The sequence below is a fragment of the Pseudoalteromonas sp. MSK9-3 genome, assembly GCF_003590335.1.
GTDB lineage: Bacteria > Pseudomonadota > Gammaproteobacteria > Enterobacterales > Alteromonadaceae > Pseudoalteromonas.
On record NZ_MIET01000027.1, the window covers coordinates 201079 to 214322 of the forward strand.

A 13244-nucleotide genomic window follows, 5' to 3' on the forward strand; every position below is an offset into this window, starting at 1 on the left:
ACTAAATTACTCGGGTAATTACAATGTGGTAATACTTGAGTAGTTTAGTCGGGTATTTGGGCAATATCTGTGATTAGACTGGTATTACAAGTCAGTAATACTTGACTATCTTAGTCAGGTAATTAAAATTTGCGCTTTGGTAATTAAGCTCGGGGGCTTTATGAAATTAACATCGAAAGGCAGATATGCGGTAACAGCAATGTTAGACGTTGCGTTGCATACTAAAGCTGGCCCTGTCCCTCTTGCTGATATTTCAGGTCGTCAGGAAATATCTTTATCTTACCTTGAACAATTATTCGCTCGATTACGTAAACATGGGTTAGTGAGCTCAGTACGAGGTCCGGGCGGCGGCTATTTACTTGGTCGTGATGCGCAAGCAATTTCTGTGGGTGACGTGATAAACGCCGTTGATGAGTCAGTCGACGCGACACGTTGTCATGGAGAAGGGGGCGGTTGCCAAAGTGGGATGCGTTGTTTAACGCACACATTGTGGTCTGATTTAAGCCAGCGTATCGAAGATTTTTTAAAAAACATTTCCCTTGCCGAATTAGTCGCAAATTCTGAGGTGCAATCTGTTGCATTACGTCAGGATAACAGCGTCAATAGTGCGATGAAGCAATTAGACAATATTCAAGTGAGCTGTCAACTTTAAGGTTGGCGTCAAGCGGAGAAACAAATGAAGTTACCGATTTATTTAGATTATGCAGCAACCACTCCGGTTGATCAGCGTGTTGCCGACGAAATGATGCAATGCCTGACAATGGAAGGGAATTTTGGCAACCCAGCATCTCGCTCGCACCGTTTTGGGTGGCAGGCAGAAGAACTTGTTGACCAAGCGCGTAATGATATCGCTGATTTAATTAACGCGGACCCGCGTGAAATTGTATTCACTTCTGGCGCAACAGAGTCAAATAACCTGGCTATTAAAGGTGCAGCAAACTTTTACCAGAAAAAAGGTAAGCATGTCATCACTGTAAAAACAGAGCACAAAGCCGTGATTGATACATGTCGTGAGCTTGAACGTCAAGGGTTTGAAGTAACCTATATGGAAGTTGAAGAAAATGGCTTGCTTGACCTGAAAAAGTTAGAAGCGACAATGCGTGAAGACACTATTTTGGTGAGTGTTATGCACGTAAATAACGAGCTTGGTGTTATTCAAGACATCGCGACGATTGGTGAAATGTGTCGTGAACGTAAGATCATGTTCCATGTTGATGGTGCGCAAAGCGCAGGTAAAGTTAAAGTTGACCTGAAAGAGTTGAAAGTAGATTTTATGTCTTTCTCGGGTCACAAAGCCTATGGCCCTAAAGGGGTAGGTGCACTTTATGTACGTCGTAAGCCACGTGCTCGTCTAGAAGCGCAAATGCATGGTGGTGGTCATGAACGTGGTATGCGTTCAGGTACTTTGGCAACACACCAGCTGGTTGGAATGGGCACGGCATTTCGTATTGCAAAACAAGATTTTGAAAAAGACCATGCACACATCAGTGCGCTTCGTCAGCGTTTGATTGATGGTGTTATGGGTGAAGATGGTATGGATGAAGTGTACTTCAATGGCTGTGTTGAGCAGTCTGTACCTGGCATTGTAAACATCAGTTTTAACTTTGTTGAAGGCGAGTCTTTGCTTATGGCAGTTAAAGACATTGCTGTATCGTCAGGATCAGCATGTACTTCAGCGAGCCTTGAGCCTTCATATGTATTAAGAGCATTAGGTCGCAACGACGAACTAGCGCATAGTTCAATTCGTTTCAGTATTGGCCGCTTCACAACAGAAGAAGAAATCGACTACACCGTCAAATTAATGAAAGAGTCGATTGGCCGCCTACGTGAAATGTCACCGCTTTGGGAAATGCACCAAGAGGGCATAGACCTAGATAGCGTTGAATGGGCACACCATTAAGCATTAAGCAATTTTTGCTTGTAGCTCAACGCTATGAGCATATAGTGAGGAAAGTATTATGGCGTATAGTGATAAAGTAATTGACCACGTAGAGAACCCACGCAACGTAGGCTCTTTAGACAAAAATGATCCAAATGTTGCAACCGGTATGGTTGGCGCACCAGCATGTGGCGATGTAATGAAATTGCAAATTAAAGTATCTGATGGTGGTATTATTGAAGATGCTAAGTTCAAAACGTATGGTTGTGGTAGCGCCATTGCGTCTTCGTCATTGGTAACAGAGTGGGTTAAAGGCAAGTCGTTAGATGAAGCTGCTGAAATTAAAAATACCGATATCACTGCTGAACTTGAATTACCGCCAGTGAAAATACACTGTTCAATCCTAGCAGAAGATGCAATTCAAGCAGCAATTGCTGATTACAAAAGTAAACAAGCTAAGTAAGAGTAAATAGTTATGGCAGTGACATTAACAGACGCGGCAGCAGATCGAGTTAGAACCTTTTTAGACAATCGTGGCAAAGGGCTAGGTTTGCGTGTTGGCATAAAAACCACGGGCTGTTCAGGTCTTGCTTATGTACTCGAATTTGTTGATGAGTTAAGTGAAGGTGATGAAGTTTTCGAACACCAAGATGTGAAGGTCATTATTGATGCTAAGAGCTTAGTATATATTGATGGCACAGAACTAGACTACACAAAAGAAGGGTTAAATGAAGGATTTAAATTCGTTAACCCTAACCAGAAAGATGAATGTGGTTGTGGAGAAAGCTTTACCGTTTAACTTATTCGTTTTACGGATGTAACATACCTGAAGAAATATTTTTTGGGTATAGAGCCCTACTTTGGTGGGGCTTTATTGTATTTTAGCAAAGCCTTTTATAAGTGAATAAGTGATATGCGTTACTTTGAGTTGTTTGATATTCCAGTAGCCTACAATGTTGATTTAGTTAAAATTAATAAACAGTATTTAGATTTACAGCGTGTTATACATCCTGATAAATTTGCAGGAAAGAGTGAACGTGAAAAGCTACTTGCAGTGCAAAAAACAGCTGAAATTAACGATGCATTGGCTGTTTTGAAACACCCACTGAAACGTGCTGAATATATGCTTAGCGAGCGCGGTGTCGATATTCGAGCCGAGCAACAAACATTGCAAGATCCGTTATTTTTAATGCAGCAAATGGAATTACGTGAAACGCTCTCAGAGCTTGCAGATAGCACTGATGTTGAACAAGCCATTGAAAACTTCGAAGCTGAAATAGACGCATTAGACAAACAGTACAGTGCGCAGTTATTTACGCAATTAGCTGATGAAGCTGATGAAAGTATGTTACTGGAAGCTGCTGATAATATTCGTAAACTCAAGTTTGTATTTAAATTACGTGATGAACTCGCACGTATTGAAGACAGTTTATTTGATTAATCTTACAGGCTGACCTTTTCGAAGGTGAGCTGCAAAGTGAAGAGCATAATGGCCTTATTGCAAATTGCTGAGCCGGGGCAGAGCGCGGCACCACATGAACATAAACTCGCGATTGGTATAGACTTAGGAACTACCAATTCATTGGTTGCGACGGTACAAAGCGGCGAAGCTAAAACACTGACGGATGTATCTGGCGTAGCCATGTTACCTTCTGTGGTTAGATATCAACAGCAGCAGATCATTGTTGGCCAAGAGGCGCAACAAGCTTCTGTTGAAGATCCAACCAATACCCTGATCTCAGTAAAGCGTTTTTTAGGCAAAACGTTAGCAGAAATCGAACAAAGCTATGGTCAGTTACCGTATGAGTTTATTGAGCAAAGCGGTAACGTTGCGATTAATACCATCGCAGGCGCAGTGAACCCAGTTCAAGCATCGGCTGAAATACTCAAAACATTGAATCAACGTGCTGTTGAAAGCTTTGCAGGCCAAGATATCTTGGGCGCGGTGATCACGGTGCCTGCCTATTTTGATGATGCACAACGTCAAAGTACCAAAGACGCGGCTGAACTTGCCGGACTTAATGTATTAAGATTGCTAAATGAGCCAACTGCGGCCGCTGTGGCCTATGGTTTAGACTCAGGCCAAGAAGGGGTTATTGCGGTTTATGACTTAGGTGGCGGTACCTTTGATATTTCTATTTTGCGCTTAAACCAAGGTGTTTTTGAAGTATTGGCCACAGGCGGTGACTCAAGTTTAGGCGGAGATGATTTTGACTCCATGCTGGTGTCATTGTTTAAGTCAAAAGTGGGAATCGATGATTTAGATGCCCATGAATTACGTTTGTTCATGAATAAAGCCAAAGCATGTAAAGAAGCGCTGAGCGGTTATAAAACAGTTAACGTTAAATTGGATGTTAGAGAACAAACTCACACCGTGGCAGTAACCCAAGGCGAATTTGCTGAACTTGTTATGCCTCTGGTGAAGAAAACCCTACGTGCTTGTCGCCGTGCAGTGAAAGATGCCGGTGTGACTAACGAAGAAGTACTGCAGGTTGTTATGGTGGGTGGCTCGACACGGATGCCGGTTATTCGTGAAAACGTGGAAAGCTTTTTTGCAAAACAGCCATTAACGACTATCGACCCAGATAGAGTTGTTGCATTAGGCGCAGCTATTCAAGCTGATATTTTAGTTGGCAATAAGCCTGACTCTGATATGTTGTTATTAGACGTATTGCCGTTGTCGCTCGGTCTTGAAACGATGGGTGGCCTAGTCGAGAAAATCATCCCGCGCAATACCACTATTCCAGTTGCCAGAGCGCAAGAGTTCACGACCTTCAAAGATGGTCAAACGGCGATGTCGTTGCATGTACTCCAAGGTGAGCGAGAGCTGGTTGATGATTGTCGTTCGCTGGCCAAATTTAGCTTAAAAGGTATACCGCCAATGGCTGCGGGTGCTGCCCATATTCGTGTTACGTTTAAGGTGGATGCGGATGGGTTATTGAGTGTATCTGCCACAGAAAAATCAACCGGTGTCCAAGCTGACATTCAAGTTAAACCTTCGTTTGGTTTATCGGATGATCAAGTTGCTCAAATGCTTAAAGACTCAATGAGTAACGCTAAAGAAGATATGCAAGCGCGAATGCTAAAAGAGCAGCAAGTAGAGGCGCTCAGGGTACTTGAAGCCCTTGAAGCTTCTTTGCTAACAGACAGTAATTTATTAAATGAGCAAGAACTTGCTGATTTACGTGAAGCGATGACGGAGCTGGCGAACACGCGTGAGCAAGCAACGTTGCCGGATCAAATTAAAAGTGCCATTGAACATGTTGATGCCGCAAGTAGCGAATTTGCATCACGTCGTATGGATGTATCAATTAAACAAGCACTGCAAGGGCAGTCTGTAGACGAGGTGTAATATGCCACAAATCATCTTTTTACCCCATGAAGAATTATGTCCTGAAGGCGCAGCTATTGAAGCTCCTAAAGGTGAAACAGTGTTAAACGTGGCATTGAAAAATGGCATTAGTATTCCCCATGCATGTGAGAAGTCATGTGCATGTACTACTTGTCACATTGTTGTACGTGAAGGGTTTGACTCATTAGATGAAAGTGATGAATTAGAAGATGACATGCTAGATAAAGCATGGGGCTTAGAACCTGAGTCACGTTTAGGGTGTCAGGCGATTATCACAGATGAAGATCTTGTGGTTGAAATTCCTAAGTACAATTTAAACATCGTAAATGAAGATCATTAATAGTTAGTCTGTCATTTATTATGATGAAAACCGTAGCATACGTGCTGCGGTTTTTTGTTTTTAACGCCATAACTGTGGCATATTAATCATAACTAGATTAACAGGTTGTCTCGATGCAATTGCTCTTAGAACACGAACATTCTTTTATTAACGGTAAGTCATATCAAACTCAGGATATGTTTGCGGTATTGAATCCAGCTAATCAGCAAACTGTGAAACACGTCTCATCGGTTGATGAAAAAGGCAGAATGTTGGCGTTAACGGGTGCTAAACACGCATTAGAACAATTACGTTTGGTTTCAGCGGTACAGCGCAGTGAAGTACTGAAAAAATGGCATGCATTAATTTTATCCAATGAAAAAATGCTGGCAGAATTGATGGTCGCAGAGCAAGGCAAGCCATTGCATGAAGCGCTAGGTGAAGTGCGTTATGCTGCGGGCTTTGTGGAGTGGTTTGCGCAAGAAGCCATACGAAGTTATGGCGAAACTATCCCGAGTCAAAATACATTGGTACAATTGAGCACCATCAAACAACCAGTCGGTGTAGTGCTTGGCATCACACCATGGAATTTTCCGCTTGCGATGATCACGCGCAAAGTTGCACCAGCTTATGCGGCGGGATGTAGCTTTATTTTAAAGCCATCTGAAGAAACCCCATTGAGTGCCATTGCATTAGCAAAATTAGCTGTTCAGGCAGGTATGGAAGCAGGGGCATTTCAGGTGCTGATAACGACTCAACCCGCCGAGCTGATTGAGTATTATTGCCAATGCGCAGCAATCCGCAAGTTAACATTTACAGGGTCCACAAAGGTGGGGCGATTATTATTGTCGCAATCGGCTACGACAATCAAACGCACATCTATGGAGCTTGGCGGAAACGCGCCCTTTATTGTCTATGACAGCGCGAATATAGCTGAAGCGGTTACTGGTTTGATGGCAGCTAAATTTCGTAACGCAGGGCAAACATGTGTAGCGGCGAACAGGGTGCTGGTTGAGCAAGGGTGTATGGCGGAGTTTATCAGCTGTCTTACAACGGCTGTGGCTGCTTTAAAAGTGGGTGATGGGATGGTGGCAGGTAACGATTTAGGACCATTAATTAATGAGCCTGCTAAAGTCAAAGTAGACGGCTTGATCTCTTCAGCATTAAAACAAGGTGCGAAAATACATTACCAAAGATCAGAAGAAGCAGGACTGTTTATGGCCCCTGTTATTTTAACTCATGTGACACCCGATATGGACATTGCCAACACTGAAATATTTGGGCCGGTTGTGTCAGTCATAACATTTACGGATGAACAGCAAAGTTTAAGTTTTGCCAATGGAGTAGAAGAGGGGCTCGCTGCTTATGTCTATTCACAAGATGTGTCGCAAATACATCGGGTCTCTCGTGCGTTAGAGTACGGCATGATTGGCATAAATGAAGGTATGATCTCGAATCCAGTAGCGCCATTTGGGGGGGTGAAGCAATCAGGGTTAGGTCGTGAAGGGGCTAAGCAAGGGTTAGATGAGTACCTTGAAGTTAAGTATCTCTGCCAAAAGTTTGATTGACGCAAATTTTGCAATGACTTTCTATTATTTTAAAAGCGCTGTAAACTTGTCCGCCTATTAATATTTAGTGGTCTGATATGGTAATCGGAAATACGGATAAGACAGCGCTTACGCCGCTGCTGGTGATACTAGCCGGTGGTCTTGGTAGCCGTTTTGGTGGCAATAAACAGATAGCAGAAATCCCTGGACTAGAATGTTCCATTATGGAATTAAGCATCCAAGATGCCCATAATGCGGGAGTCATGGAAGTTGTGTTGGTGATAAATTCAGCGATAAAATCCACGGTAGAAACACGTATTATTCCACGTTTACCTCAGGCCTTAACGATTCATTTAGTTGAGCAAACGATATTAGATGTGCCAAAAAAGCACCTTGATAAAGCAAAAGAGCGATTAAAACCTTGGGGAACGGGCCATGCGTTATTGGCGGCGCGTGACTACATTACCCGAGCTGCGATTGTGATCACGGCCGACGATTATTATGGACCAAACGCCTACGAACAATTAGTTAGCCACTTTGTTAAAACCGCTGCGAATGAACATCATATGGCTATGGTGGGTTATCCAATTAAGCGCACGTTGTCAGAACAAGGAGGCGTAAATCGCGGTCTATGCCAGTTAGATGGTGGCTCGTTGGTATCGGTTAAAGAATGTTTAAATATTAAAATTGAAAACGACCAACTACTCGGTGAGTGTGCGGGTGAAAGAATACTTATCAATGAAAACACACTTGCCTCCATGACATTTTGGGGGATCACTCCTAAGCTTATAACATATCTGAATCATGATTTCTCACGGTTTTTAGATAGCGATGACAACGTTGTCAAAAAAGAGTATTATTTGCCCGATTGTATTCAAGCATGTATATCCTTGAATGAAATTCATGTCACAGCTTATTCAGCCATAGATGATTGGTATGGCATTACCTTCAAAGAAGAACTAGATAGCGTAGCAGGAAAATTAAATGAATTACGTCATGGATGAGCAAGTCTCAGTCCCTTCACACACGCGGTCACGCAATGAGGTACACATGAAGAATACTGCGATAGTGCATTATTTATCGCAACAATTTGGTTTAGATAGCAGCACTGCTGTGATGAACCCGATTGGTAATGGTCACATTAATACCACAATGTTACTAAAAGATGGCAGTCAGGCGGTGGTAGTACAAAAACTTAATACGGATGTTTTTCCACAGCCAGAGCATCTTGTAGAAAATGCACGCGCCATTGAGCAGCACCTGTCAGACAAAGCGGTAATAGGAAAGTATAAACTGAATATTATTAAGCATTTACCAACGATTAATGGTAAATACTTAGTAACCCATAATAACGAGGTATGGCGCGCATTAGAGTTTATTGGGGGAAGTTACAGTGAAGATGTGGTTAATAGCACTGAAAATGCGCAAACCGCAGCCAATGCATTTGGGTTATTTGCTCGGGCGCTAGAAGACTTTAATGCACAAACATTACATCATGTTATTCCTGACTTTCATAATTTAACCAAGCGCTTTGAGACATTCAAAAATACGGTAAGTGCAGATGAGCATAGCCGTGTAGCGAATTGTATGGCGGATATCACTTTTTGTGAAAGCCAAGTTAGTCTAGTTGCTGAGCTAGAAGCATTGGCTGGGACTATTCCACTGAGGCCTTGTCACAATGATACTAAAATTAATAACATGCTTTTTTGCAATAGCAGCAATAAAGGTAAGGCCGTCATTGATTTAGACACCTGCATGCCGGGTTATTGGTTATTTGATTTTGGCGATATGGTACGTACTTTTTGCTCACCAGAAGCCGAAGACTCTACAGATTTATCAGCTGTAAAAGTACGAGAAGAAATATTCGAAGCCATTGTGAAGGGCTATGTTTCGCCGTTATCTGAGTCGATCACTGAGCAAGAAAAAATGAGCTTCTTACTTGGCGCGAAAGTAATGCCGTTCATGATAGGTCTGCGCTTTTTGACGGACTATTTAGATGGTGATAATTACTTTGCGACCAAGCACGCCACGCACAATTTAGAGCGTGCACGTAATCAGTTTAAGTTGTATCAAGATATACTTGATAAAGAAGGCACCTTAAAGGGCATTCTTATTAAAAACTAAAAAAGCGCTTATGCGCTTTTTTAATGCTTGTCAGACTTGTTGGTCGTCGCTAATAACGTAATATAGGGCCAGAATAGTTGTGGTAATGACAAAGGATAACAATGAAAAAGTTTAACCGCCGTGATTTTTTAAAAGCAGCCAGTGCAACGGCAGCAGCCAGTGTTGTTGCTGGGTGTGCGCAAACAAGTACATCACTCCCCCAATCGCCAGCAGCTCAGGGTCAATCTGTTATAGGGTTGGTAGTACCAAAAATGCCAATTGTACGCGTTGGTTTTATTGGCGTTGGGCAGCGAGGCTATGGGCATGTAAAACGCATGAGCCATATTGAAGGCACAAAAATAGTCGCAATTTGTGACACTCATGACGAGGTTTTGGAACGTTCTGCTCAATATTTAGTTGATAAGGGAGTAGAAAAGCCAGCATTATATTCTGGGGGCGAACGAGCTTATCAACAAATGCTAGCGCGTGATGATATTGATATAGTGATAATTTCTACTCCGTGGGCATGGCATGCTCCAATGGCTATCGATACCATGAATAGTGCAAAGCACGCCTTTGTTGAGGTACCTCTGGCCTTGACGGTAGAAGAAATGTGGCAAATCGTAGATACCGCAGAGCGCACTCAGAAAAACTGTATGATGATGGAAAACGTCAACTATGGTCGTGATGAGTTGATGGTACTAAATATGGTTAGACAAGGTTTGTTTGGCGAACTATTGCATGGTGAAGCCGCCTATATTCATGAATTGCGTTGGCAAATGAAAGAAATTGAGCATAAAACCGGTTCATGGCGTACTGAATGGCATGCAAAACGCGACGGTAATTTATACCCTACTCATGGCCTAGGTCCAGTGTCACAGTATATGAATATTAACCGTGGAGATCGCTTTGATTATCTAACCTCTATGAGTTCACCTGCGTTAGGCCGAAGCGCTTATGCCAAACGAGAGTTTACAGCAGGGCATCAACGCAATCAGCTCGATTATATCGCGGGAGATATGAACACCACGATAATTAAAACCATTCAAGGCCGCAGTATTATGGTTCAGCATGATACAACCACGCCAAGGCCTTATTCTCGTCATAATTTAATCCAAGGGACCAATGGTGTTTTTGCAGGTTTCCCAAATCGGATTGCCTTAGAAAATAATGGCAGCAAGAGCTTTCATGAATGGGATCATGATATGCAGGCTTGGTACGATAAATATGATCACCCTCTTTGGGTTAAAATGGGAGAAGAAGCACAGCGCAATGGGGGCCATGGTGGCATGGACTTTTTGATGTTTTGGCGAATGATTTATTGCTTGCGTAATGGTGAGCCGCTAGATCAAGATGTCTATGATGGGGCGGCATGGTCTGTTATATCACCATTATCTGCACAATCGGTTGCAAACCGCAGTAGTTCTGTTGATGTGCCTGATTTTACGCGTGGCGCATGGAAAAATGCGAAACCACTTGGCATCGTTGGCGCATAAATAGAGTCAGGGCGTTTTAATTATTAAATCGCCCTATTTATTGTAGCTAACATGTATTCATTTATGATTGCTTTACATGTGTTTAGCGTGAGTAATGGTCGCCAAAGTCGCTATCGGCGGCTACAATAGCCATGTCTATATTCCCTTTAGAGAGCTGCAATGAAACTGTCAGTTGAGATCAGTAAATACCCACTTCATAGTGATTATATTCCATTTATTAAAGAGTTCATTGACCGCTTAAATCAAAATTCAGAACTAAAAGTTATAACCAATACGATGTCTACCCAGGTGTTTGGTGACTATGATTTAGTTATGCAGACGCTACAGTCAGAAATGAAGCGCTCGTTCATTACTTATGGAAAAATCGTTTTTGTGTGTAAATTTATTTCAGGTGACTTGTCCGCCAATGATTGAATTTATACGAGACGTACTTTCTGGTTTTACCGCTATGTCGTATTGGGAGTATATTGCTGTATTGCTCTCTTTGGCATACTTGCTATTGGCCATCAAAGAGAATAGTTGGTGTTGGCCTGCTGCATTTATCAGTACGTTTATTTACACGGTGATGTACTGGAATGGCGCTTTAGTTATGGAGTCTGCGCTGAATTTTTATTACATGATAATGGCGGTTGTTGGCTGGAGAATGTGGCAAAAGGCGCAGGATCAATCCATAGTGCCCATTGTGTCTTGGTCGCTTGGCCGACACATTAAAATTATTATAGTGACCAGTATAGTTGCTGTCATATTAGGTTATTTGACGGATAAATATATCAATGCTGAACTGGCATACCTTGATAGTTTTACCACCTGTTTTGCGATCGTTACCACGTACTTAGTGGCTAAAAAGGTGTTGGAGAATTTTTTATATTGGATAGTGATTGATACTGCTTCAATCTATTTATATTTTGCAAAAGGCTATTATCCAACGCTGGTTTTATTTGTTTTTTATACCGTGTTGGTGTGTTGGGGTTACAAACGTTGGTATGATGAACATGAGCAACGTGAAGGCCAATCATTAGCAAAATTAGAATATGACTAACCTGGCGGCTGATTTAACTGCGCTAGCTCAAGCATTGTTACCGACATTGCATGTAGAGCGTATTGAACGCCTTGCACGAGGGTTAAGTAACGATAACTTCCTATTACAGACTAACCAAGGAAAGCTGCTATTAAAATGCTATAAAGGTGAGGTGCCAGTACCGCTTTTAAATATTCAAAATGCGCTCGCTGATATGGGGATCACGCAATCGGTTAGGGCATACGACTGTGATAAGCGCATTGCGTTATTTGAGTTTATTGAAGAGGTAGCCCCGTTTACCGCGCTTGATGTAAGCCTTATTCAATGTTTGGTGACTTTACATGAATACCAGGGGTTGGATAATACTGTCCCTGTTGATATAATCAGCTTTGTGAAAAAACTCACATTAAAAGAGCTCGAATGTGCTGAGCATCATATGTTGCGGGCCGTTAAATTGATTGAATCGTTGCCGCGAGATCTGGCTTTTTGTCATAACGACTTAGTATTTGATAACCTACTCAATGCGGATCGTGGGCCTAGATTAATTGATTTTGAGTATGCCCAATATAATGATGTTTACTTTGATTTGGCTGCACTAAGTTGCAGCTTTAATTTGGATACACACGCACAGAACGCGTTATTAAAGACATATTACGCACATCGTCATCTCACTTTACCTGATTATGCGATCGGTAAATTACTGGCGTATCAGATTGTCTATTTATTATTGAGTATCGAGTGGTATCAAAGCAGAGGAGCACACTCATATGCGAGGCCCCTCATTGCAAGACTACATAGTCTCGTTGACTAGATCCCGCCTAACCTTTGTGCCAGCTCTTTGTACTTTTCTACATCTGTTTTATCAAATATAGGCTGACCATCAGCATCATTATCTTTTGCAACAAGTAAGTTCTCTCTAGATAGTCTCTTTACTCGCTCTACTTTTACGCCAAGAAATTCAGCTACTTGTTCAGTGGTCATCGGGGTCATAATAATAATCCTCTTGATATTTTTTAAGCACAATGCGCTTGTTGTTATAGAGCTTTTGCTCTGTTTCGCATTGTTCGGTGAACACAAATGGCATGTTGCACCGACGAAGGTATAACTAAGCATAGTTAAATATCGCGTTTTTTGTGCAATGTATAGTGTTTTTTTGATTTTTAGATTAAAAATTAGGCATGTAGCGCACAAATGCTAGTATTTGGTCATCGATAGCATTATTATAAACGCGGTTGAAAAACTGCTGTGTCGCTCTCGTGGTGAAATGGATATCACGTGGCCCTCCGGAGGCTAAGTTGAAGGTTCGATCCCTTCCGAGAGCGCCAAACAGCTTCTTCAGTTCATTTTTACAGTGCGACAAAGTCGTATTTTGCTTTGCATCCTCCTCTTTTTATTCCAGCTTATATTCTTCGATGGCCTCATCATCGCCCAGTATAGTCACTTTTACTTATGCAAACTTTATTGATTGTATTTTACCCAGCTTAAAAAATATGCTTTAGTTACAGAGTGTTTGATGGTGAATTATGGCGC

At 42.1% G+C, this 13244-nt stretch carries 15 protein-coding genes and 1 tRNA gene; 15 read left to right on the forward strand and 1 reads right to left on the reverse strand.

What is annotated here, in order from left to right; all coding sequences use genetic code 11:
* Positions 1–160: 160 nt before the first annotated feature.
* From iscR to BGP78_RS12245, 14 genes are all read left to right on the forward strand, one after another.
* Positions 161–652 carry a Fe-S cluster assembly transcriptional regulator IscR gene (gene iscR, locus BGP78_RS12180; RefSeq protein WP_010362763.1) on the forward strand — a complete coding sequence of 164 codons (492 nt, stop codon included), beginning with the start codon at positions 161–163 and terminating at the stop codon, positions 650–652.
* Positions 653–676: 24 nt separating this feature from the next.
* Entirely contained in the window at positions 677–1900 is a 1224-nt protein-coding gene (locus tag BGP78_RS12185) for an IscS subfamily cysteine desulfurase (RefSeq protein WP_010362764.1), read from the forward strand.
* Positions 1901–1958: 58 nt separating this feature from the next.
* A complete protein-coding gene (iscU, locus tag BGP78_RS12190; RefSeq protein WP_010362765.1) occupies positions 1959–2342 on the forward strand; it encodes a Fe-S cluster assembly scaffold IscU in 384 nt (127 codons plus the stop codon).
* Positions 2343–2354: 12 nt separating this feature from the next.
* Entirely contained in the window at positions 2355–2678 is a 324-nt protein-coding gene (gene iscA / locus BGP78_RS12195) for an iron-sulfur cluster assembly protein IscA (RefSeq protein ID WP_119861623.1), read from the forward strand.
* 114 nt (positions 2679–2792) lie between these two features.
* A complete protein-coding gene (gene hscB, locus BGP78_RS12200) occupies positions 2793–3320 on the forward strand; it encodes a co-chaperone HscB (protein WP_119861624.1) in 528 nt (175 codons plus the stop codon).
* Positions 3321–3368: 48 nt separating this feature from the next.
* The gene (hscA, locus tag BGP78_RS12205) at positions 3369–5231 is read left to right on the forward strand and encodes a Fe-S protein assembly chaperone HscA (RefSeq protein WP_119861625.1); all 1863 of its coding nucleotides are present in this window, start codon (positions 3369–3371) and stop codon (positions 5229–5231) included.
* Between the two features lies 1 nt (position 5232).
* Positions 5233–5571, forward strand: a complete 339-nt coding sequence (fdx, locus tag BGP78_RS12210) for an ISC system 2Fe-2S type ferredoxin (protein ID WP_010362769.1) — start codon at positions 5233–5235, stop codon at positions 5569–5571.
* Between the two features lie 113 nt (positions 5572–5684).
* The gene (locus BGP78_RS12215) at positions 5685–7118 is read left to right on the forward strand and encodes an NAD-dependent succinate-semialdehyde dehydrogenase (RefSeq protein ID WP_119861626.1); all 1434 of its coding nucleotides are present in this window, start codon (positions 5685–5687) and stop codon (positions 7116–7118) included.
* A gap of 77 nt (positions 7119–7195) precedes the next feature.
* Positions 7196–8101, forward strand: a complete 906-nt coding sequence (locus tag BGP78_RS12220; RefSeq protein WP_119861627.1) for an NTP transferase domain-containing protein — start codon at positions 7196–7198, stop codon at positions 8099–8101.
* Between the two features lie 46 nt (positions 8102–8147).
* Positions 8148–9221: a phosphotransferase enzyme family protein gene (locus tag BGP78_RS12225; RefSeq protein ID WP_119861700.1), complete on the forward strand. Its 1074-nt coding sequence runs from the start codon at positions 8148–8150 to the stop codon at positions 9219–9221.
* Between the two features lie 101 nt (positions 9222–9322).
* Positions 9323–10696, forward strand: coding sequence for a Gfo/Idh/MocA family protein (locus BGP78_RS12230; protein WP_119861628.1), 1374 nt, complete (start codon positions 9323–9325; stop codon positions 10694–10696).
* 159 nt (positions 10697–10855) lie between these two features.
* Positions 10856–11110 carry a YkoF family thiamine/hydroxymethylpyrimidine-binding protein gene (locus tag BGP78_RS12235; RefSeq protein WP_119861629.1) on the forward strand — a complete coding sequence of 85 codons (255 nt, stop codon included), beginning with the start codon at positions 10856–10858 and terminating at the stop codon, positions 11108–11110.
* Complete coding sequence (gene pnuC / locus BGP78_RS12240) at positions 11106–11735, forward strand: nicotinamide riboside transporter PnuC (RefSeq protein ID WP_119861701.1); 630 nt, start codon at positions 11106–11108, stop codon at positions 11733–11735. The genes BGP78_RS12235 and pnuC overlap by 5 nt, the downstream gene beginning before the upstream one ends.
* A complete protein-coding gene (locus BGP78_RS12245; protein ID WP_119861630.1) occupies positions 11728–12525 on the forward strand; it encodes a phosphotransferase in 798 nt (265 codons plus the stop codon). The genes pnuC and BGP78_RS12245 overlap by 8 nt, the downstream gene beginning before the upstream one ends.
* Here BGP78_RS12245 and BGP78_RS12250 read toward each other — a convergent pair.
* Complete coding sequence (locus BGP78_RS12250; RefSeq protein ID WP_010362777.1) at positions 12522–12704, reverse strand: helix-turn-helix domain-containing protein; 183 nt, start codon at positions 12702–12704, stop codon at positions 12522–12524. The two genes, BGP78_RS12245 and BGP78_RS12250, sit on opposite strands and share 4 nt — an antisense overlap.
* Positions 12705–12964: 260 nt before the next feature.
* On the opposite strand from BGP78_RS12250, the gene BGP78_RS12255 reads away from it, so the two are divergent.
* Positions 12965–13039, forward strand: a tRNA-Arg gene (locus BGP78_RS12255).
* Positions 13040–13244: the final 205 nt, after the last annotated feature.